This is a genomic window from Halomonas gemina (assembly GCF_023554995.1).
In the GTDB taxonomy this organism is placed as follows: domain Bacteria; phylum Pseudomonadota; class Gammaproteobacteria; order Pseudomonadales; family Halomonadaceae; genus Halomonas; species Halomonas gemina.
The window spans coordinates 34,653-56,174 of sequence record NZ_JAMJPK010000006.1 but is presented as its reverse complement, the minus strand read 5'-3'; the positions used below and the strand labels follow the sequence as shown (position 1 = coordinate 56,174).

17 protein-coding genes are annotated in these 21,522 nt (G+C 67.9%); 13 read left to right on the top strand and 4 right to left on the bottom strand.

Annotated features, from left to right (window positions below; translation table 11 throughout):
• Window positions 1-42: 42 nt before the first annotated feature.
• The 3 genes from grpE to dnaJ all read left to right on the top strand — a co-directional run bounded on the left by grpE (window position 43) and on the right by dnaJ (window position 3,969).
• Window positions 43-672, top strand: a complete 630-nt coding sequence (gene grpE / locus M8009_RS13575; RefSeq protein ID WP_106232293.1) for a nucleotide exchange factor GrpE — start codon at window positions 43-45, stop codon at window positions 670-672.
• 124 nt (window positions 673-796) lie between these two features.
• Window positions 797-2,725 carry a molecular chaperone DnaK gene (gene dnaK, locus M8009_RS13570; RefSeq protein ID WP_250062063.1) on the top strand — a complete coding sequence of 643 codons (1,929 nt, stop codon included), beginning with the start codon at window positions 797-799 and terminating at the stop codon, window positions 2,723-2,725.
• Between the two features lie 92 nt (window positions 2,726-2,817).
• Window positions 2,818-3,969, top strand: coding sequence for a molecular chaperone DnaJ (gene dnaJ, locus M8009_RS13565; RefSeq protein ID WP_250062061.1), 1,152 nt, complete (start codon window positions 2,818-2,820; stop codon window positions 3,967-3,969).
• A gap of 75 nt (window positions 3,970-4,044) precedes the next feature.
• On the opposite strand, the gene M8009_RS13560 is transcribed toward dnaJ, so the two are convergent.
• Both M8009_RS13560 and corA read right to left on the bottom strand, forming a co-directional pair.
• Window positions 4,045-4,989, bottom strand: coding sequence for an HNH endonuclease (locus M8009_RS13560; protein WP_250062059.1), 945 nt, complete (start codon window positions 4,987-4,989; stop codon window positions 4,045-4,047).
• 126 nt (window positions 4,990-5,115) lie between these two features.
• On the bottom strand, window positions 5,116-6,081 hold the full coding sequence (gene corA, locus M8009_RS13555; protein WP_250062057.1) for a magnesium/cobalt transporter CorA: 966 nt from the start codon (window positions 6,079-6,081) through the stop codon (window positions 5,116-5,118).
• A gap of 178 nt (window positions 6,082-6,259) precedes the next feature.
• On the opposite strand from corA, the gene M8009_RS13550 reads away from it, so the two are divergent.
• Window positions 6,260-6,538 carry a DUF2218 domain-containing protein gene (locus M8009_RS13550; RefSeq protein WP_250062055.1) on the top strand — a complete coding sequence of 93 codons (279 nt, stop codon included), beginning with the start codon at window positions 6,260-6,262 and terminating at the stop codon, window positions 6,536-6,538.
• Window positions 6,535-7,440: a DMT family transporter gene (locus tag M8009_RS19125; protein ID WP_284047834.1), complete on the top strand. Its 906-nt coding sequence runs from the start codon at window positions 6,535-6,537 to the stop codon at window positions 7,438-7,440. The genes M8009_RS13550 and M8009_RS19125 overlap by 4 nt, the downstream gene beginning before the upstream one ends.
• Here the strand turns inward: M8009_RS19125 and M8009_RS13540 are convergent.
• Window positions 7,437-9,371 carry an MBL fold metallo-hydrolase gene (locus tag M8009_RS13540; protein ID WP_250062054.1) on the bottom strand — a complete coding sequence of 645 codons (1,935 nt, stop codon included), beginning with the start codon at window positions 9,369-9,371 and terminating at the stop codon, window positions 7,437-7,439. The genes M8009_RS19125 and M8009_RS13540 overlap by 4 nt on opposite strands.
• Before the next feature lie 122 nt (window positions 9,372-9,493).
• Between M8009_RS13540 and dapB the strand changes: the two genes are divergently transcribed.
• From dapB to greA, 4 genes are all read left to right on the top strand, one after another.
• A complete protein-coding gene (gene dapB / locus M8009_RS13535; RefSeq protein ID WP_250062052.1) occupies window positions 9,494-10,297 on the top strand; it encodes a 4-hydroxy-tetrahydrodipicolinate reductase in 804 nt (267 codons plus the stop codon).
• A 428-nt stretch (window positions 10,298-10,725) separates the two neighbouring features.
• On the top strand, window positions 10,726-11,871 hold the full coding sequence (carA, locus tag M8009_RS13530; protein ID WP_250062050.1) for a glutamine-hydrolyzing carbamoyl-phosphate synthase small subunit: 1,146 nt from the start codon (window positions 10,726-10,728) through the stop codon (window positions 11,869-11,871).
• Window positions 11,872-11,924: 53 nt separating this feature from the next.
• Window positions 11,925-15,170, top strand: coding sequence for a carbamoyl-phosphate synthase large subunit (carB, locus tag M8009_RS13525; RefSeq protein WP_250062048.1), 3,246 nt, complete (start codon window positions 11,925-11,927; stop codon window positions 15,168-15,170).
• Window positions 15,167-15,643: a transcription elongation factor GreA gene (gene greA, locus M8009_RS13520; RefSeq protein WP_250062046.1), complete on the top strand. Its 477-nt coding sequence runs from the start codon at window positions 15,167-15,169 to the stop codon at window positions 15,641-15,643. Before carB ends, greA begins: the two co-directional genes overlap by 4 nt.
• A gap of 191 nt (window positions 15,644-15,834) precedes the next feature.
• Here the strand turns inward: greA and M8009_RS13515 are convergent, their stop codons facing one another.
• Window positions 15,835-16,161, bottom strand: a complete 327-nt coding sequence (locus M8009_RS13515; RefSeq protein ID WP_250062038.1) for a YhbY family RNA-binding protein — start codon at window positions 16,159-16,161, stop codon at window positions 15,835-15,837.
• Between the two features lie 193 nt (window positions 16,162-16,354).
• On the opposite strand from M8009_RS13515, the gene rlmE reads away from it, so the two are divergent.
• The 4 genes from rlmE to glmM all read left to right on the top strand — a co-directional run bounded on the left by rlmE (window position 16,355) and on the right by glmM (window position 21,456).
• Window positions 16,355-17,020: a 23S rRNA (uridine(2552)-2'-O)-methyltransferase RlmE gene (gene rlmE / locus M8009_RS13510; protein ID WP_250062036.1), complete on the top strand. Its 666-nt coding sequence runs from the start codon at window positions 16,355-16,357 to the stop codon at window positions 17,018-17,020.
• 199 nt (window positions 17,021-17,219) lie between these two features.
• Complete coding sequence (gene ftsH / locus M8009_RS13505) at window positions 17,220-19,184, top strand: ATP-dependent zinc metalloprotease FtsH (RefSeq protein WP_250062034.1); 1,965 nt, start codon at window positions 17,220-17,222, stop codon at window positions 19,182-19,184.
• Between the two features lie 63 nt (window positions 19,185-19,247).
• On the top strand, window positions 19,248-20,114 hold the full coding sequence (gene folP / locus M8009_RS13500; RefSeq protein ID WP_488592967.1) for a dihydropteroate synthase: 867 nt from the start codon (window positions 19,248-19,250) through the stop codon (window positions 20,112-20,114).
• Entirely contained in the window at window positions 20,107-21,456 is a 1,350-nt protein-coding gene (gene glmM / locus M8009_RS13495; RefSeq protein ID WP_250062032.1) for a phosphoglucosamine mutase, read from the top strand. Before folP ends, glmM begins: the two co-directional genes overlap by 8 nt.
• Window positions 21,457-21,522: the final 66 nt, after the last annotated feature.

Here is a 21,522-nt window from a genome sequence, read left to right as displayed (position 1 = left end):
GCCAGCGGCCCCTGGCCGCTGATTGCCATTCAGGAGACCCACATGGCCAAAGACCCCCAGACCCCGCTGGACGACGAACTCGCTCGCGAGGAGCAGGAAGCCGAGCCGCAGGCCGAGCCCGAGACCGTGGAGGGTGAGCTGGAGGACGCCATCGAGGGCGCCGAGCAGGCCGCCACCGAGGCCCAGGCCGCGGACAACCCCGAGGCCGAGGTGCTGGCCGCCCGGGTCGAGGAGCTCGAGCAGAGCGTCGCCGAGGCCAAGGACCAGGCCATGCGTGCCGCCGCCGAGGCACAGAACGTGCGTCGCCGGGCGGAGCAGGAGGCCGAGAAGTCGCGCAAGTTCGCCCTTGAGAAGTTCGTCAAGGAGCTGCTGCCGGTGGTCGACAGCCTGGAGAAGGCGCTGGACGCCATGCAGGACGGCGCCAGCGAGGCGCACCGCGAGGGCGTCTCCATGACCCTCAAGATGCAGCACGACGTGCTGGCCAAGTTCGGCGTCGAGGTGGTGGAGCCCCACGGCGAGCCCTTCGACCCGCAGTACCACGAGGCCATGGCCATGGTGCCCAACCCCGAGATGGAGCCCAACACCGTCATGGAAGTGATGCAGAAGGGCTACCTGCTCAACGGGCGCCTGGTGCGCCCGGCCATGGTGGTGGTCAGCCAGGCCGCCGGCTGAGGCCGGGCCATACAAAAGCGGCCCTCGGGTCTTGAAAAGGTCTCGAGGGCCCCCAGATAGACGGCAACCCCGCGGTGAAAGCCGCAGACGACGAATTCAACTGCACTAATTTCGAGGATTTCCTATGGGACGCATCATTGGTATTGACCTGGGGACCACTAACTCCTGTGTCGCCGTGCTCGACGGTGACCAGGCCAAGGTGATCGAGAACGCCGAAGGCGCACGCACCACGCCCTCCATCATCGCCTACACCGAGGACGGCGAGATCCTGGTGGGCCAGGCGGCCAAGCGCCAGGCGGTGACCAACCCGCATAACACCGTCTACGCCATCAAGCGCCTGATCGGCCGTCGCTTCAAGGACGACGTCGTCCAGAAGGACATCAAGATGGTGCCCTACACCATCTCTGAGGCCGACAACGGTGACGCTTGGGTGGAAGTGAAGGGCAAGAAGCTCGCTCCGCCGCAGGTCAGCGCCGAAATACTGAAGAAGATGAAGAAGACCGCGGAAGACTACCTGGGTGAAGAAGTCACCGAGGCGGTCATCACCGTGCCGGCCTACTTCAACGACAGCCAGCGTCAGGCCACCAAGGACGCCGGTCGTATCGCCGGTCTCGAGGTCAAGCGCATCATCAACGAGCCGACCGCGGCGGCGCTGGCCTACGGCATGGACAAGGCGCGCGGTGACAAGACCATCGCGGTCTACGACCTGGGCGGCGGCACCTTCGACATCTCCATCATCGAGGTGGCTGACGTCGACGGCGAGACCCAGTTCGAGGTGCTGGCCACCAACGGTGACACCTTCCTGGGCGGCGAGGACTTCGACCTGGCGCTGATCAACTACTTGGTCGACCAGTTCAAGTCCGACAGCGGCATCGACCTCTCCGGCGACAACCTGGCCATGCAGCGCCTCAAGGAAGCCGCCGAGAAGGCCAAGATCGAGCTCTCCAGCGCCCAGCAGACCGACGTCAACCTGCCGTACATCACGGCCGACAACACCGGGCCCAAGCACCTTAACGTCAAGGTGACCCGTGCCAAGCTGGAATCGCTGGTCGAGAATCTTATCAAGCGTTCCATGGATCCGTGCAAGACCGCGCTCAAGGATGCCGGCCTGTCCGCTTCCGAGATCGACGACGTCATCCTGGTCGGCGGCCAGACCCGCATGCCCATGGTGCAGAAGTCCGTGGCCGACTTCTTCGGCAAGGACGCCCGCAAGGACGTCAACCCGGATGAAGCCGTGGCCGTGGGTGCTGCCATCCAGGGCGGCGTGCTGGGCGGCGACGTCAAGGACGTGCTGCTGCTCGACGTCACCCCGCTGACCCTGGGCATCGAGACCCTGGGTGGCGTGATGACCCCGCTGATCGAGAAGAACACCACCATCCCGACCAAGAAGACCCAGACCTTCTCGACCGCGGATGACAACCAGACCGCCGTGACCATTCACGTGCTGCAGGGTGAGCGCAAGCAGTCCAGCGGCAACAAGTCACTGGGGCGCTTCGACCTCAGCGATATCCCGCCGGCGCCGCGCGGTGTGCCACAGATCGAGGTCGCCTTCGACCTGGACGCCAACGGCATCCTGCACGTCTCCGCCAAGGACAAGGCTACCGGTAAGGAGCAGTCGATCGTCATCAAGGCCTCCAGCGGTCTCTCCGAGGAAGAAGTCGAGCAGATGATGCAGGACGCCGAGGCCCACGCCGACGAGGACAAGAAGTTCGAGGAGCTGGTGCAGCTGCGCAATCAGGCCGACGGCATGGTCCATGCCGCCCGCAAGACCCTCGAGGAAGCCGGCGACAAGGCCAGCGACGAGGAGAAGCAGGCTATCGAGAGCGCCGCGACTGAGCTCGAGGAGGCCATCAAGGGCGACGACAAGGACGACATCCAGGCCAAGCTGGACAAGCTGACCGAGGCCTCCGGCAACCTGGCGCAGAAGATGTACGCCGAGCAGGGCGAGGCCGCCCAGGGCGCCGAGGCCGGCAGCGAGGCTGGCGCCAAGCAGGAAGATGACGTGGTCGACGCCGAGTACGAAGAAGTCAACGACGACCAGAAAAAGCAGTAAACCACGACATCGGAACCACGGATGACGCCAGCGCGGGGGCCTGACTCCCGCGTTGGTGTTTCCGCAGAGTCCCTACGGAGGCGGACAGACTCATGTCCAAGCGTGATTACTACGAAGTACTGGGCGTCGAGCGCGGGGCCGACCAGAAGGACATCAAGAAGGCCTACCGACGCCTCGCCCAGAAATTCCATCCGGACCGCAATCCGGAGGATGACAGCGCGGCGGAGAAGTTCCGCGAGGTCTCGGAGGCCTACGAGGTCCTGAGCGACAGCGAGAAGCGCGCCGCCTATGACCAGTTCGGCCATGCCGGCGTCGACGAACAGGCCGGTGGCTTCGGCGGAGGCGGCTTCGGCGGTGCCGGGGCCGGCGGCTTCAGCGACATCTTCGGCGACGTGTTCGGCGATATCTTCGGCGGGGGCGGCGGGCGCCGCCACCCCAACGCCCCGCAGCGCGGCAGCGACCTGCGCTACAACCTCGAGCTCGACCTCGAGGATGCCGTGGCCGGCACCAGCGTGGACATCCGCGTGCCGCGCCACATCGAGTGCGAACGCTGTGACGGCGGCGGTGCCGAGCCGGGCTCCAGCAAGGAGACCTGCCCGACCTGTAACGGCATGGGTCAGGTACGCATGCAGCAGGGCTTCTTCGCCGTGCAGCAGACCTGCCCGACCTGCCACGGCAGCGGCCAGCACATCAAGGTGCCGTGCCACAAGTGCCATGGCGAGGGCCGGGTGCGCGAGACCCGCACTCTCTCGGTGAAGATTCCGGCCGGGGTGGATACCGGCGACCGCATCCGCCTCAACGGCGAAGGCGAGGCCGGCATCAACGGTGGCCCGCCCGGGGATCTCTACGTCCAGGTGGCGATCAAGCCGCACCACATCTTCCAGCGCGACGGCCGCCACCTGCAGTGCGAGGTGCCGATCAACTTCGTCGACGCGGCGCTGGGTGGTGAGCTGGAGGTGCCGACCCTGGACGGCCGGGTCAAGCTGAAGATCCCGCCCGAGACCCAGACCGGCAAGCTGTTCCGGCTCAAGGGCAAGGGCGTCAAGCCGGTGCGTGGCGGCCCGCCGGGCGACCTGCTGTGCAAGGTCGTGGTCGAGACCCCGGTCAAGCTCAACGAGGAGCAGAAGGACCTGCTGCGCACCTTCCAGGACAGCCTGGGCGGCAGCAACGGCCATCACCACTCGCCGAAGAAGTCGAGCTTCTTCGACGGGGTGAAGAAGTTCTTCGAGGACATGAAGCCGTAAGGCGAGTCTGCGCGGAAACCACAGGGCCCCGGGATCGCGTGATGCCGGGGCCCTGTCGCGTCCGGACCATGCTGATCAGCGCTGCAGGTGGTCCATCCGCCAGGCCAGCGCTTCAGGTGTCGGTTGCCATCGCGGGTTCCTGGGCAGTACCAGCGGCTGACCGTCGAGCTGGCAGAGCCAGTCGTTGTCGGGCACCAGGGTGTCGACCGCCTGACTGACATGCCAGCGATGATCGGGGCCCGGGGCAATCAGGTGGGTATCCATCGCCCAGTGCAGGTTGGGCGTAAGCGCCAGGCCATTCACGGGGCGATCATCCTGGCTGACGCTGAAGGGGATCAGGTGGGCCGCCTCCACCAGGTAGCGGTAGTCCGGCGTGATATAGCGTAGCCGGCTGGCCGCGCAGCGGTAGTCGTAGGCCTCCAGCACCAGGGAGCGAAAGGCCGCGGAGCGGGCATATTGCTGGCTGCTTTCCTGGAGGGTGCCGGCCAGGCTTTCGGGCGCCTTCTCGTATTCGCCACTGGCCAGCGCCCGCTCGAGATATTCCGTCAGGCGCTTCAGGGCCGGCGGGTCGTCGGAAAGGTAGTGGTGGGTCAGGAGCGCGCAGGCCTGTCGTGCAATGTCGCTATCCTGCAGGGCGGCAAACAGCTGCGCATCGAGGCAGGCCGAGGCAAAGCGTGCCAGCAGGTTATCCAGGGACTTCGGCTGGCCAAGCTGATCCGCGTGAGGGGCCAGCTCGGGCGCGTAGTCCGGCGACCAGAGCGGTCCGGCGGGACCCCGGTCATTGCGCAGGTGCCAGAGGGGAAGCCGAGGATTGGCAGCTTGCCTGTTCCCTGTGGCGGCCTCATAGAGGTCGTGATAACGGGCAAGCAGGCGCTTATTAATGGCCACCCTGGGCGAGCTGAAATGCCCCGACTGGATCTCGCAGATTACGGCCAGCAGCAGGCACGGCTTGTTGGGCGCCGGTCCGGCTTTGCGTTGCCCCACTCTGAGCCGTGTCAGGTACTCCAGCCGCGTATCCATCTGCACTCCCTCTTTCGATCCCTGTTCCCGCTGCCCTGGGCTTGATCCAGACTGTGATTCATTGCTCCTCAGGCATGGGGCTACCCTATATCACTCATGTGCTGGTGTGCAGGCCAATGGCCCACGCTACAGCCAGCCGGCGAGCCGGAAGCGTCGGTAGAGAACGCCGCAGGCACTGCCCATCACCAGCAGCGCCAGCGGGTAGCCCAGGCGCCAGTCGAGCTCCGGCATGTGGGCGAAGTTCATGCCCCAGATGCCGGCGAGGATGGTGGCTACCGCGAAGATGGCGGCCCAGGCCGCCAGCCGCTTGTGCACTTCGCCCTCGTCGATCGCCACCATCGAGAGGTTCACCTGGATCGCGGTGATGGTCATCTCGCGGATGGTATCCACCGCCGACTCGATGCGATTCAGGTGGTCGTACACGTCGCGGAAGTACTCCCGCGTCTTGCGGCACAGCGCCGGGACCCGGCCACCGAACAGGTGGCTCGCCGCCTCGCCCAGGGGCATGGCGGCATGCTTGAGCCGCATGGTCTGGCGCTTGAGCTGGTAGAGGCGCTCCAGGCTGCGGCGGGCCGAGCCCTTGACGAAGATCTGGTCCTCGATGCTCTCGAGTTCGGCCTGCAGGGCCTCGACCACCGGGAAGTAGCGGTCGACGATGGTGTCCATCAGGGCATAGATCACGAAGGCGGGGCCATGTTTGAGCAGCTTCGGCTCGTGCTCGCAGCGCTGGCGGACCTCGGCGAAGCCACGGCCCGGATGCAGGCGCACCGACAGCACGTACCCCGGGCCGGCGAACACCGCCACCTGGCCTGTCTCCAGCTGGTCGTCGCGCATCGTGACCATGTGCATGATCACGAACAGCGACTCTCCATACTCCTCGAGCTTGGGGCGCTGGTGCCCGTTCAGGGCGTCCTCCACGGCCAGTTCGTGCAGGCCGAACACCGCCTGGAACCGGGCCATTTCCTGCTCGTCGGGCTCGTGCAGTGCTACCCACACGAAACGGTCAGGCTGCCCCTGGTAGTCGTCGATCTCGTCGGGCTGGATATCGTGCAGGCGATGTCCCTTCTCGTAGGCCACGCAGTTGACGATCATTGCCGAACTCTCCCGTTCAGTGGTGGTGCGCTGTGCAACAGCATAGTGCCTGGAGGTGGGTTCCTGTCTTCCCCCAGCGCGAGCGGGGTGTCATGACAAGGCACATCGGCGGAGGGGTGGCGTTCATCGGGGCGTCGTCATAGTCTGGGATTTCACCCAACGAGACGCGGAGGCCGCCATGCCGATTTCACGAGCCGAGATTCCCGCCGAGGATGCCAAGGGGCTGGTCGAGCGCCTGTGCCGGGAGTGGGCCGATGCGCGACCAGTCGACCGCGAGGAAACCCAGGCGCGGGTCACCTTCGATGAGGGCCTCTGTCTGCTCCAGGCCGAGCCGGACCGGCTGGTGGTGGCCGTCGAGACGCTGGATGACGAGACTCTGGATCGGCTCGAGGGCAAGGTGAACGCCGCGCTCGAGGGGCTGGCCGGCGTGACCCTGGAGATCGTCTGGGAAAATTGAGCGACGGCGTCTCGCCCCGCACTGCCCACCTCGGCATGCTGCTGTGGGCGGCGCTGGTGGGGCTGTCGTTTCCGGCGGTGGGGGCGATGAGCGAGCTGCCGCCGTTCTCGCTTACCGCGCTGCGCTTCGTCATCGCCTGCGGTGGCCTGTGGTGGCTGGCCCGGCGCTCGCCGGACTTCCTGCCCGCCTGGCGGCAGCTTCCCCTCTATGCCCTGATGGGTCTCTGCCTGGCCGGCTTCTTCGGTGCCATGTTCTGGGCGGCGCACCATGCCACGGCGCTCTCCATGGCCACCCTCTTCGTCACGGTGCCGCTGCTGGCCTTCCTGCTGGGGCTGGGCCTGGGCGTGGAACGCCTGGCCTGGCGCCTGCCACTGATCCTGGCGCTGGGGGCGTCGGGGGCGCTGGGGCTGGCGTTCGCGGAATCCCTGGCCAAGGGCGGGCGCCTGCAGTTCGGTATCGGCGAGGGGGTGTTCTTCCTGGGCTGTCTCTCCACGGCGCTCTATCCGGTGCTCAGCAAGTGGGGGCTGTCGACCGGGCGCCTGCCGCAGTCGGCGGCGGTGCGCACCTTCTGGAGCCTGGGCCTGGGCGCCGTGCTGATCGGGCTGCTGGGGCTCGCCGTGGAGCCGGTGGCGCGCCTGGCCACCATGAGCGGCCGTGACCTGCTGCTGCTGGTCTATCTGGGGCTCTTCTCCAGTGCCCTGACCTTCTGGCTGCTGCAGCGCGCCACCTCGGCGCTCACACCGGGGGCGGTCACCGCCTACAGCTACCTGGTGCCCTTCGTCTCCATGCTGCTGCTGTTCATCCGTGAGCCCGAGCGGGTCGGCTGGGTCTGGCTGCCGGGCAGCGCCCTGGTCCTGCTGGCGATCGCGATGCTGCTGCGCAACGGCCGCGCGGCCGCCTAGCCGGTCTCGCCATCCTCCGCGGGCTTGCCGGGAAAGGCCCGGCGGATCTCGTCGTGCAGGTGGCGGGTGTCGGTGATGTGGCGGCGCGAGAAGTGGAAGGGCACCAGGCGCGCCACCCCGGCCGCGGCGGCGATCTCGCCGCAGGCCCGGGCGGTCAGGTGGCCGGTGCGGCGGGCCTGCTCCGCCTCGGCCTCGAGGAAGGGGGCCTCGCAGAAGAGCACCCGGGCGCCCCGCGCCAGTGCGACCAGGCGCTGGCGGTTCTCCGCGGTGTCGCCGAGGTCGGTGGCATACACCAACCGCTCCCCGGGCCGCGTCATCAGCAGTCTTTCCGCCAGCCAGGCCGCCGTCCGGGTGGTGCCGTCCGGCAGCTCGACCCGGGCCTCTCCCTCGCCCGCCAGGACATGATGCTTGAGCGTGCCGAGCCAGGGGGCCGGCGGCCAGCCGTGAGCCGCCAGCCGCTCCTTGCGCACCGCCACCTGCCGCTCGGGCTCCAGGGCAAAGGCCAGCACCGGCGTGCCGTGGTCGAGGGGGGTGGCGCGTACGCGAAAGCCGAGCTCCTCGTGCAGCAGGCCGCCGGGGGCCGGGCGCGAAGGCAGGGGAGCGGGGCGCGCCTCGCCGGCGACGATCCGCCAGCGCACGAGATGCTCGCCATGCAGCTCGCCGACCTCGAAGCGGGGCGCCTTCTCGGCGACCCGGTCCCAGAGGATGCCGCTCACCAGCCCCTGCAGGTGCTCCGCGAGCCCCGGCGGGCCGTAGAGCCGGCAGGGCGGGTAGTCGCCGATGCGCGAGCGCAGCAGCCACAGGAAGCCGCCGATGTGGTCGAAGTGGGCGTGGCTGATGAAGACGTCGCTGACCTGGTGGGCGAGGCGCGCCGGCAGGCGGCCGGGGTCGCCGAGGTCGAACAGCAGGCTGCGCGACTGGTGGCGCAGCCGCAGGTGCAGCAGCGGGTCGCCGAAGACGCCGTTGACCAGGGTCGCGGTGAAGCTGCCGAGGTCGGCCCGGGGGCGCGGGCCGTCGCGGCTTTCCAGGGGCGCGGGGGTGTCGTCCGGCTCCGGCGTTTCATGGATAGGGGAGTGGGGAAGCGCGGTGCCCAGCTGGCCATCGCGGCCGCGGCGGGCATCGCGAATCACCAGGGCGCGGGGCGTGCCGGCGTGCGTGGGGGCGAGAATCCGTAGCCGCTCCCCCTCCAGCGCCAGGATCTCGCCCAGCCCCAGGGTGTCGCCTCGCGCGTCGAGCAGCCCGACCTGGCGCCCCGCCCAGGCCTCGGGGGCGCTGCGCGGCGGGGCGGCGCCGGTCACGGCCAGCTCGGGTAGCGCGAACCCGGCCTCGCGGGCGGTCGCCAGCCAGGCCGCCCAGTCGTCGCTGCGACGCGCGCGGCGCCATCGCTTGCCGGGGTGGCGGGCACGCGGGTCCGGCGCCAGGGTGACGGTCTCTAGCCCCAGGGCGCGACACTCCTCGTGCAGCGGGAAGGGGGTGTCCTCTGTCGCCAGCAGCAGCAGGGCGCCGACGCTGCCGGCCTGTGCCAGCGCCGGCAGCAGCTCGGCCCCGGCGGCGCCGCGCACCACCCCCGGGGCATCCAGCAGCAGCGCCCCGGCGGGGGCCTGCTCGGCCAGTCGGCGTACCGCCTGCACCAGCGGCAGGCGGAAGCGGGCGGCATCCAGGGTGGCCAGGGCGACGATCGCTGCCAGCCGCCACGCCCCATCTTCCCAGCGGGCCAGGCAGGCCGCGCCGGGCGGCCCGATGCCGGGCAGCCCCGGGTCGGCGCTCAGGCAGTGGCACGGCTGGCCCTCGGCGGCCAGGGTCGCCGACGCGGCGCGTACCAGGGTGCTCTTGCCGCTGCCCGGGGCGCCGGCTACCAGCACGCGTTCATGGCGCTGCAGCAGGGCCAGCAGGGGGTGGTGCGCAGGGAGGTGCTCGGTCGGTGCAGGCATGGTGGCGCCCTCGGCATCGATATGCCCAGTGTGGGGGGATTGCCGAGGGGCGGCCACCCCGGTCGAGTGGCCTCTGGTATACTGCCGCCCATTCCGCAGCCATCGAATTCGCAGGAGTCCGCATGACCCGTATCGCCATCGTCGGCGTCGCCGGCCGCATGGGCCGCACCCTGGTCAACGCCGTGCAGCAGGATGAGAATGCCACCCTGGCCGGCGGCATCGTCGAGCCGGGAAGCTCCTTGGTGGGCGCCGATATCGGTGAGCTGGCGGGCCTCGGCAAGCTGGGCGTGGCCGCCGTGGACTCCCTCGCCGCCATCGCCGACGACGTCGACGTGCTGATCGACTTCACCGCGCCGCAGGTGACGCTTGCCAACCTGGCCTTCTGCGCCGAGCACGGCAAGCGCATCGTCATCGGTACCACCGGCCTGTCCGATGACGAGCTCGCCGAGCTCGATGGCTATCGCGACCGGGTGCCGATGGTGTTCGCGCCGAACATGAGCGTGGGGGTGAACCTGACGCTGAAGCTGCTCGAGACGGCGGCCAGGGCGCTGGGCGACGAGGGCTACGACATCGAGGTGATCGAGGCCCACCATCGCCACAAGGTGGATGCGCCCTCCGGCACGGCACTGAAGATGGGCGAGGTGGTGGCCGAGAGCCTGGGCCGCACCCTCAAGGAGCACGGGGTCTTCACCCGCGAGGGCCAGTGCGGGCCTCGCAGTGACAAGGAGATCGGCTTCGCCACCGTGCGCGCCGGCGACATCGTTGGCGAGCACACCGTGATGTTCGCCACCGAGGGCGAGCGCATCGAGATCACCCACAAGGCCTCGAGTCGCATGACCTTCGCCAAGGGCGCGGTGCGCGCGGCGCGCTGGGTGGCCGGCCAGGCCAACGGCCGCTACTCCATGCAGGATGTGCTGGGTCTTTGATTGCGAGGTGAGCAGAGTTGCATGCCGTGAGGGGCGTCGGGGACAGGCCAAAGGGGAGGTCCTATGCCAGGGATGGCATCGGTAGCGCCCAGGGAAGGGTTCACAGCGCCTCCCCGTAGGCCTGTCGCCGAATGAGCCCCGAGCAAGACTGGCCTCGCAGCCCCCCGGGGTAGCCGCCGGGCGCCATTTCCTGTAATATCCCAAAAATTTTGGCCGGGCGCCTGGGCGAGAGCCCCCTTCGCTGCGCTTGTTGCTTCGGCCCCCCGCTCTGAATGCATCAGTTCCGAGCGAATGACAACAAGCGGGATGAAACCGGTCTTACATCGGGTTTCGTCCCGCTTTTTTGCGGGGCGGCCATCCGCGGTACGGCCACCCGGGCCCGGCCATGGCCCCGCAGTATTCCTAGATGAGCATGGGAGGACGTTGCATTGAACAGACCCGCGATATTGGCCCTGGAAGACGGAAGTGTATTCCACGGCACGGCCATCGGTGCCGATGGACAAACCAGCGGTGAGGTGGTGTTCAATACGGCCATGACCGGTTACCAGGAAATCCTGACCGACCCCTCCTACACCCGTCAGATCGTCACCCTCACCTATCCGCATATCGGCAACACCGGCGTCAACGCCGAGGACGTCGAGTCCGGCGCCATCGCCGCCGCCGGCCTGGTGATCCGCGACCTTCCACTGCTGGCCAGCAGCTTCCGCAGCGAACAGACGCTCTCCGACTACCTCAAGGGCCAGAACGTGCTGGGCATCGCCGACATCGATACCCGCCGCCTGACCCGCATCCTGCGCGACAAGGGCGCCCAGAACGGCGCGATCCTGGCGGGTTCCGAGGCCGAGGGCGACGACGCCGTGGAGCGGGCCCTGGCCGCGGCCCGTGCCTTCCCGGGCCTCAAGGGCATGGACCTGGCCAAGGTGGTCTCCTGCCAGACGCCCTACGAATGGAGCGAGGGCGAGTGGGCCCTGGGTAAGGGTTACGCCGACACTACCCGGGGTGAGCGCCCCTTCCACGTGGTCGCCTACGACTACGGGGTGAAGCGCAACATCCTGCGCATGCTCGCCTCCCGCGGCTGCCGCCTGACCGTGGTGCCGGCCCAGACCCCGGCCGCCGAGGTGCTGGCCATGAAACCCGACGGCGTCTTCCTGGCCAACGGGCCCGGCGACCCCGAGCCCTGCGACTACGCCATCAAGGCGATCCAGGAGCTCCTCGAGACCGAGATTCCGGTGTTCGGCATCTGTCTGGGGCACCAATTGCTGGCGCTGGCCTCCGGTGCCAGGACGGTGAAGATGGGCCACGGCCACCACGGCGCCAACCACCCGGTGCAGGACCTCGATACCGGCAAGGTGATGATCACCAGCCAGAACCACGGCTTCGCCGCCGACGAGGCGAGCCTGCCGGCCAACCTGCGGGCCACCCACCGCTCGCTGTTCGACGGCACCCTGCAGGGCGTCGAACGCACCGACCGCCCGGCCTTCAGCTTCCAGGGCCACCCCGAGGCGAGCCCGGGACCGCGCGACGTATCGCCGCTGTTCGACCGCTTCGTCACCATGATGAAGGAACGCCGCTAGGCCGCATCGCCCTCCATCAGACCGTCATTCATCGATTAGCCGCGGGAACCGTCATGCCCAAGCGTACCGACATCCAGAGCATCCTGATCATTGGTGCTGGCCCCATCGTCATCGGCCAGGCCTGCGAATTCGACTACTCCGGCGCCCAGGCCTGCAAGGCGCTGCGCGAGGAGGGCTTCCGGGTCATCCTGGTCAACTCCAACCCGGCCACCATCATGACCGACCCGGTGATGGCCGACGCCACCTATATCGAGCCGATCACCTGGCAGGCGGTGGAGAAGATCATCGAGGCCGAGCGCCCGGATGCCGTGCTGCCGACCATGGGCGGCCAGACGGCGCTCAACTGTGCCCTGGACTTGGACAAGCACGGCGTGCTCTCGAAGTACGGCGTGGAGATGATTGGCGCCAACGCCGATGCCATCAACATGGCTGAAGACCGTGACCTCTTCGACCAGGCCATGAGGCGCATCGGCCTGCAGTGCCCCAAGGCCGAGGTGGCGCACAGCATGGAAGAGGCCTGGCGCATCCAGTCGCAGTTCGGCTTCCCGGTGATCATCCGTCCCTCCTACACCATGGGCGGCTCCGGCGGCGGCGTGGCCTACAACAAGGAGGAGTTCGAGGAGATCTGCACCCGCGGCTTCGAGCTCTCCAACAACCATGAGCTGCTGATCGACGAGTCGCTGCTGGGCTGGAAGGAGTACGAGATGGAGGTCGTTCGTGACAAGAACGACAACTGCATCATCGTCTGCGCCATCGAGAACTTCGACCCCATGGGCGTGCACACCGGCGACTCCATCACCGTGGCCCCGGCCCAGACGCTGACCGACAAGGAATACCAGATCATGCGCGACGCCTCGCTGGCGGTGTTGCGCGAGATCGGCGTCGAGACCGGTGGCTCCAACGTGCAGTTCGGCGTGGATCCCGACACCGGGCGCGTGGTGGTCATCGAGATGAACCCGCGGGTGTCGCGCTCCTCGGCGCTGGCCTCCAAGGCCACCGGCTTCCCGATCGCCAAGATCGCCGCCAAGCTGGCGGTGGGCTACACCCTGGACGAGCTGCAGAACGACATCACCGGCGGGCGCACCCCGGCCTCCTTCGAGCCGGCCATCGACTACGTGGTCACCAAGATCCCGCGCTTCACCTTCGAGAAGTTCCCCCAGGCCAATGATCGCCTGACCACCCAGATGAAGTCGGTGGGCGAGGTGATGGCCATCGGCCGCACCTTCCAGGAGTCGCTGCAGAAGGCGCTGCGCGGCCTGGAGACCGGCAACGACGGCCTCGACCCCAAGTTTCCCGAGTTCAAGGCCGGCGAGTTTAGCGACGAGGCCCTGTCGCATATCAAGGGCGAGCTGCAGGCCGCCGGGGCCGAGCGCATCTTCTTCGTCGCCGACGCCATGCGCGCCGGGATGAGCGTCGAGGAGGTCTTCGCGCTGACCAACATCGACCGCTGGTACCTGGTGCAGATCGAGGACCTGGTGAAGACCGAACAGGCGGTGGCGAAGCGCTCGCTTTCGGAGTTCAGCCCCAGCGAGCTGTACGCCCTCAAGCGCAAGGGCTTCAGTGACGCCCGCCTGGCGAGCCTGCTGGGGGTCGCCGAGAAGGAGTTCCGCAAGACTCGCCAGCAGGCCGGCATCCGCCCGGTCTACAAGCGGGTCGATACCTGTGCCGCCGAGTTTGCCTCCGACACCGCCTACATGTACTCCACCTACGAGGAGGAGTGCGAGGCCGAGGTCTCCGACCGCCAGAAGATCATGGTGCTGGGCGGCGGGCCCAACCGCATCGGCCAGGGCATCGAGTTCGACTACTGCTGCGTCCACGCCGCCTTCGCCATGCACGACGACGGTTACGAGACCATCATGGTCAACTGCAACCCGGAGACCGTCTCCACCGACTACGACACCAGTGACCGCCTCTACTTCGAGCCGGTGACCCTGGAGGACGTGCTGGAGATCGCCGACAAGGAGCAGCCGGTGGGGGTGATCGTGCAGTTCGGCGGCCAGACCCCGCTGAAGCTGGCCCGCGCGCTCGAAGCCGCCGGCGTGCCGATCATCGGCACCACCCCGGACGCCATCGACCGCGCCGAGGATCGCGAGCGCTTCCAGCAGATGATCGACAAGCTGGGCCTCAAGCAGCCGCCCAACGCCACCGCGCGCAGCTTCGAGGAGGCCTTCGCCAAGGCCGAGGCGATCGGCTACCCGCTGGTGGTGCGCCCCAGCTACGTGCTGGGTGGGCGCGCCATGGAGATCGTCTACGACGCCTCGGAGCTGGAGAACTACATGACCCACGCGGTCAAGGTCTCCAACGACTCCCCGGTGCTGCTCGACCACTTCCTCAATGCGGCCGTCGAGATCGACATCGATGCGGTCAGCGACGGCACCCAGGTGGTGATCGGCGGGATCATGCAGCACATCGAGCAGGCCGGCGTGCACTCCGGCGACTCCGCCTGCTCGCTGCCGCCCTACTCGCTGCCCGCCGAGGTGCAGGACGCGATGCGTGAGCAGGTCCGGCAGATGGCCGTGGAGCTCGGCGTCAAGGGTCTGATGAACGTGCAGCTGGCCTGGCAGGACGGCGAGATCTACGTCATCGAGGTCAACCCGCGCGCCTCGCGCACCGTGCCTTTCGTCTCCAAGTGCATCGGCACCTCGCTGGCCCAGGTCGCCGCGCGCTGCATGGCCGGCACCAGCCTGGCCGAGCAGGGCTTCACGCGCGAGATCGTGCCGCACTTCTTCAGCGTCAAGGAGGCGGTCTTCCCGTTCAACAAGTTCCCTGGGGTCGACCCGATCCTCTCACCGGAGATGAAGTCCACCGGCGAGGTGATGGGCAGTGGCGATACCTTCGCCGAGGCCTTCTACAAGGCACAGCTCGGCGCCGGCGAGGCGATCCCGCCCCTCGAGGGCAAGCGCAAGGCGTTCCTCTCGGTGCGTGACCCGGACAAGGCGGGAGTTATCGAGGTGGCCCGTTCTCTGGTAACCTTGGGGTTCACTCTGTGCGCGACCCGTGGCACGGCGGAGGCCCTCGAGGCCGCCGACCTGCCGGTGGAGGTCGTCAACAAGGTCTATGAGGGCCGTCCGCATATCGTCGATCTGCTCAAGAACGACGAGGTCGCCTATATCGTCAACACCACCGAGGGCCGCCAGGCCATCAATGACTCCTCGGTGATCCGCCGCACCGCACTCGCCCGCAAGGTTCCCTATGCCACGACCCTGGCAGGGGCCAATGCCGTTTGCATGGCGCTCGAGTACGGCAATGCCATCACCGTGCGGCGGCTACAGGAACTGCATGCAGGAGCTACACAATGAACAAGGTCCCGATGACCGTCGCCGGTGAGAAGCGGCTACGCAAGGAGCTCGAGGAGCTCAAGGGCGAGGCGCGGCCGAGGGTGATTGCCGCCATCGCCGAGGCTCGCGAGCACGGCGACCTGAAGGAGAACGCCGAGTACCATGCGGCCCGCGAGCAGCAGGGCTTCATCGAGGGGCGCATTCAGGAGATCGAGGGCAAGCTCTCCAACGCCCAGGTGATCGATGTCACCAAGCTGCCCCAGACCGGCAAGGTGATCTTCGGCGTGACCGTGGGGCTGATCAACCTGGAGAGTGACGACGAGGTGACCTACCGCATCGTTGGCGAGGACGAGGCCAACATCAAGGAGGGTCGTATCTCGGTGACCTCGCCCATCGCCCGTGCCCTTATCGGCAAGGAGGAGGGTGACGTGGTGGTGGTGCGGACCCCCGGCGGCGAGGTCGAGTACGAGATTGCAAGCGTGGAGCACCTCTAAGCGCCGAGCGCCGAGCCTGTAGGAGCGCAGATTTTCTGCGCGAATGGCGCCGATAGGCGCCCCGGCCAATGCCATATCATACGCCGCCGCTTCGCGGCGGATCGCTCAGCGGAGCTGAGCTCCTACAGGGTGCCAAGCAAAAGGCCCGCGGTATTGCCGCGGGCCTTTCGTATCCTTGATCCAGCTTGGCGTCAGCGCCGCCCGTGGTGATTCTCGAAGCGCGTGATGTTGGAGAGCTTCGGGTTGACCCGGGGGTTGTGGCGATAGAGCAGGGCCATCTTGCCGATCTTCTGGATCAGTTCGGCACCGCTCGTCGCGACCAGCTCGTCGAGCATGGCGGCGCGGTCGTCGCGGTCGGGCAGGGCGAGCTTGACCTTGACCAGCTCGTGGTCGCCCAGGGCGCGGTCGAGCTCGGCCAGGACGCCCTCGGAGGCCCCGTTCTCGGATACGGTGACCACGGGGTCGAGGTGGTGGCCGATGCTGCGAAATGCTTTCTTTTGTGCCTGTGACAAGCTCATGGTATCTTGCTTCTTCCCGGTTGGCGCGCAGCGCACATGGTACGGCGAAACGCCGCGCGGCGAAAGCTCGCCACCGCGTCCCCGCATGGTTCCTCCGGCCGGGCCCACAGGTCAGCACCCCGTCGCACCTCCTTAAGGTCTTCCCGGAATCCGCTCGACTGCCTGTCATTCATGGTCATTCACAGGTGATGCCGTGGCACGTTCCAACGCTTCCCGCTCCAAGGCCGCTGCCGGCAAGGCGCCGGCCAGCAAGACCAGCAAGGGCTGGCTGAAGGAGCACTTCGACGACCGCTTCGTGCAGCAGAGCTGGCAGGACGGCTATCGCAGCCGCGCCAGCTACAAGCTGCTGGCGCTGGACGAGAAAGACCGCCTGCTGCGCCACGGGATGACGGTGATCGACCTGGGCGCCGCGCCCGGCGGCTGGAGCCAGGTGGCCGCCGAGAAGGTCGGCTCCGAGGGGGTGGTAATCGCCTCCGACATCCTCGAGATGGATGCCCTGGCGGATGTCGACTTCATCCAGGGCGATTTCACCGAGGAGAGTGTGCTTGAGGCGATTCTCGCCACCCTCGGCGACCGGCCGGTGGACCTTGTGATGTCCGACATGGCCCCCAATATGAGCGGGATGGCGGCCATCGACCAGCCCCAGGCGATGTACCTCGTCGAGCTGGCGCTGGACCTGGCGCGCCAGACGCTCTCCCCCGGCGGTACCTTCCTGGCCAAGGTGTTCCAGGGCGAGGGATTCGATGCGTTTCTCAAGGAGCTGCGCGGCAGCTTCACGCGGGTGGTGACCCGCAAGCCGGAGGCTTCCCGGGCACGCTCCCGCGAGGTCTACCTGCTGGCAGAAGGGTTTCGCGGCTGAGGCACGCTCTCGCCGCACAGGAGGCGCGGCCACGATAGGCCGCGCCTAACGGGCCGATTGCCGGACAGGGCGCCGCGACTGTGTCACAGTGACGGCAGTTTCCCGCTCCGGTCCTGGGCTGGTTGAACATGTGCCGCTCATGTAGTGTCGAAGGACCAGGCATTTTCGGCCGACAGATTCTTGCAATGAGGGTAGTCCCTTGAACGACATGGCGAAGAACCTGATTCTGTGGTTGGTCATCGCGGCAGTGCTGCTGACGGTGTTCAATAACTTCAGCGTCGACAGCTCACCGCAGGCGATGAACTACTCCCAGTTCGTCCAGCAGGTGCAGAACGAGCAGATCCGCAACGTGACCATCGATGGCTACACCATCACCGGTGAGCGTGCGGACGGTTCCCAGTTCCGGACCATCCGCCCGGCGGCGGAGGATCCCAAGCTGATGGACGACCTGCTCGCCAACAACGTGACCGTGGTGGGCAAGGAGCCCGAGCAGCAGAGCCTGTGGATGCGCCTGCTGATCGCCAGCTTCCCGATCCTGCTGATCCTTGCGATCTTCATGTTCTTCATGCGTCAGATGCAGGGCGGTGGCGCCGGCAAGGGCGGCCCGATGAGCTTCGGCAAGTCCAAGGCCAAGCTGCTTTCCCAGGACCAGATCAAGACCACCTTCGCCGACGTCGCCGGCTGCGACGAGGCCAAGGAGGAGGTCGAGGAGCTGGTCGACTTCCTGCGCGACCCGACCAAGTTCCAGCGCCTGGGCGGCACCATTCCCCGCGGCGTGCTGATGGTGGGCCCGCCGGGTACCGGCAAGACGCTGCTCGCCAAGTCCATCGCCGGCGAGGCCAAGGTGCCGTTCTTCTCGATCTCGGGGTCTGACTTCGTCGAGATGTTCGTCGGCGTGGGCGCCTCCCGCGTGCGTGACATGTTCGAGCAGGCCAAGAAGCAGGCGCCCTGCATCATCTTCATCGACGAGATCGACGCCGTGGGCCGCTCGCGCGGCGCCGGGATGGGCGGTGGCAACGACGAGCGCGAGCAGACGCTGAACCAGCTGCTGGTCGAGATGGACGGCTTCGAGGCCAACGAGGGCGTCATCGTCATCGCCGCCACCAACCGTCCCGACGTGCTCGACCCGGCGCTGCTGCGCCCGGGCCGCTTCGACCGCCAGGTGGTGGTGCCGCTGCCGGACATCCGCGGCCGCGAGCACATCCTCAACGTGCACCTGCGCAAGGTGCCGCTGGCCGACGACGTCAAGCCGTCGCTGATCGCCCGTGGCACGCCCGGCTTCTCCGGCGCCGACCTGGCCAACCTGGTCAACGAGGGCGCGCTGTTCGCCGCACGGCGCAACAAGCGCCTGGTGGGCATGGAAGAGCTCGACATGGCCAAGGACAAGATCATGATGGGCGCCGAGCGCAAGTCCATGGTCATGACCGACAAGGAGAAGCTCAATACCGCCTACCACGAGTCGGGCCACGCCATCATCGGCCTGGTGATGCCGGAGCACGACCCGGTCTACAAGGTGACCATCATTCCCCGCGGCCGGGCCCTGGGCGTGACCATGTTCCTGCCGGAGGAGGACCGCTATAGCCTCTCCCGCCAGCAGATCATCAGCCAGATCTGCTCGCTGTTCGGCGGCCGCATCGCCGAAGAGATGACGCTGGGGCCGAACGGCGTCACCACCGGTGCCTCCAACGACATCAAGCGGGCCACCGAGCTGGCGCACAACATGGTCGCCAAGTGGGGTCTCTCCGAGGAGATGGGCCCGATCATGTACGACGAAGACGAGTCCCACCAGTTCCTCGGCGGACCCGGCCAGGGCGGCAAGCTCAAGTCCGGCGAGACCACCTCCAAGCTGGACAAGGAGGTGCGCAAGATCATCGACGGTTGCTACGAGCAGGCCAAGAAGATCCTCGAGGAGAACCGCGGCAAGCTCGACGCCATGGCCGAAGCGCTGATGAAGTACGAGACCATCGACTCCCATCAGCTCAAGGACATCATGGACGGGCGTGATCCACGCCCCCCCGAGGGCTGGGACGACCCGAGCGGCGGCGCGCCCTCGGGCGGCGAGCCGCGCGCCGAGGCCGCCCCGGAGTCGAGCGACGATGCCGAGGACGATGAGACACCCTCGCGTCGGCCCTCCGACCCGCTGGGTGGCCCGGCCGGCAGCTGAGGCCGTCCGCCAAGCAACCACAGGCGCCCCGCGGGGCGCCTTTGCCGTTCGACCGACAGGAAGATGATGGATACCCGAACAGCGACGCATCTGCCGTGTGGCCGGCACCGGCTCGACCTCTCCTTTCCCCGCATCATGGGGATCCTCAACGTCACCCCCGACTCCTTCTCCGACGGCGGCCGCCATGCGGTGCCGGATGACGCCCTGCGCCATGCCGAACGGATGCTGGCCGAGGGGGCCGCGATCATCGACGTGGGCGGCGAGTCCACGCGTCCCGGTGCCGAGCCGGTCTCGGTCCAGCAGGAGCTGGACCGGGTGGTGCCGGTGGTGGAGGCCCTGGTGCGCGAGTTCGATGCCCTGGTCTCGGTGGATACCAGCACCCCCGAGGTGATGCAGGCGACGGCCCAGGCCGGTGCCGGCATGATCAACGATGTGCGCAACCTGCGCCGCGAGGGGGCGTTGTCGGCGGCGGTCGCCAGCGGGCTGCCGGTCTGCCTGATGCACATGCTCGGCGAGCCCGGCGACATGCAGGACGACCCGCGCTACGATGCGCCGGTGGAGGAGGCCGTGGCCGCCTTCCTGGCGGAGCGTGTGGCGGCCTGCGAGGCGGCCGGGCTGCGGCGCGAGCGCATGCTGCTCGACCCGGGCTTCGGCTTCGCCAAGACGGTGGAGCACAACCTGCGGCTGCTCCGGCACATGGATCGCCTGGAGGCGCTGGGGCTGCCGCTGCTGGTGGGCATGTCGCGCAAGAGCATGATCGGCAAGGTGCTGGGGCGGCCGGTGGAGGAGCGCCTCGCCGGTGGCCTGGCGCTCTCCGCCTTGGCGGTGGAGCGTGGCGCCCGCATCCTGCGCGTCCACGACGTGGGGCCCCACGTGGATGCGGTGAACATGACCTGGGCCGTACTCGAGGAAGGCAGTACGCATGACTAGACGCTATTTCGGCACCGATGGCATCCGCGGCACCGTGGGGGAGCCCCCCATCACGGCCGACTTCATGCTCAAGCTGGGCTGGGCCACCGGCCGGGTGCTGACCCGGGACAAGGGGCGCGCCCGGGTGATGATCGGCAAGGACACGCGGATCTCCGGCTACATGTTCGAGTCGGCGCTGGAGGCGGGGCTCTCCGCCGCCGGTGTCGACGTGATGCTGCTGGGGCCCATGCCGACCCCGGCGATCGCCTACCTGACGCGCACCTTCCGCGCCGACGCGGGCATCGTCATCTCGGCCTCGCATAATCCCTTCCAGGACAACGGCATCAAGTTCTTCTCCGCCGCCGGCACCAAGCTGGCCGACGAGGTCGAGGCGAGCATCGAAGCCATGCTCGAGCAGGCGCTGACCACCGTGGCGCCGGATCGCCTGGGCAAGGCGATGCGGGTCGATGATGCTCCCGGTCGCTATATCGAGTTCTGCAAGTCGACCATCCCCAACCGGGTCAGCCTGCACGGGCTGAAGATGGTCATCGACTGCGCTCATGGCGCCACCTACCACATCGCTCCCAGTGTGTTCCGCGAATTGGGCGCCCAGGTCAGCCTGATCGGCGCCAACCCGGACGGCCTGAACATCAACCAGGAGGTGGGCTCGACCCACCCCGCCGCGTTGCGGGCGGCAGTGATCCAGCAGGGGGCCGACCTCGGCGTGGCCTTCGACGGCGACGGCGACCGGGTGCTGCTGGTAGATGCCGAAGGCCGCGAGATCGACGGCGACGACATCCTCTACCTGATCGCCAGGGATCGCCATGCCCGGGGCGAGCTGGGCGGTGGCGTGGTGGGTACCCTGATGTCCAACTTCGGCCTGGCGGCGGCCATGGATGAGCTCGAGATTCCCTTCGAGCGCGCCAAGGTGGGCGACCGCTACGTCATGGAGCGGCTGGCGACCAACGGCTGGCAGCTGGGCGGCGAGTCCTCCGGCCATATCGTCTGCGGGCATGTGCAGACCACCGGCGACGGCATCGTCTCGGCGCTGCAGGTGCTGGCGATCATGGTCCGCGAGCAGCAGTCGCTGGGTAGCCTGCTGGCCGGTCTGCAGAAGGCGCCCCAGGCGCTGGTCAACGTGCGCCTGACGCCGGGCAGCGATGCCAAGGCGCTGCTCGAGCAGGCCTCGCTCAAGCAGGCGGTAGGTAGCCTGGAGACGGAGCTGGGCGACCAGGGGCGCGTGCTGCTGCGGGCCTCGGGCACCGAGCCGCTGATCCGCGTGATGGTCGAGGGGCGTCCCCACCTGGACGTCGACGCCCTGGCGCGTCGCCTGGCCGATGACGTCGAGGGGCTGCTCGGCTGATCGGGGGGCAGGCGCCCCGGGGTCGGTTGTCTTGACGGGGCCCCTCCTATACCATTTCGCACCACC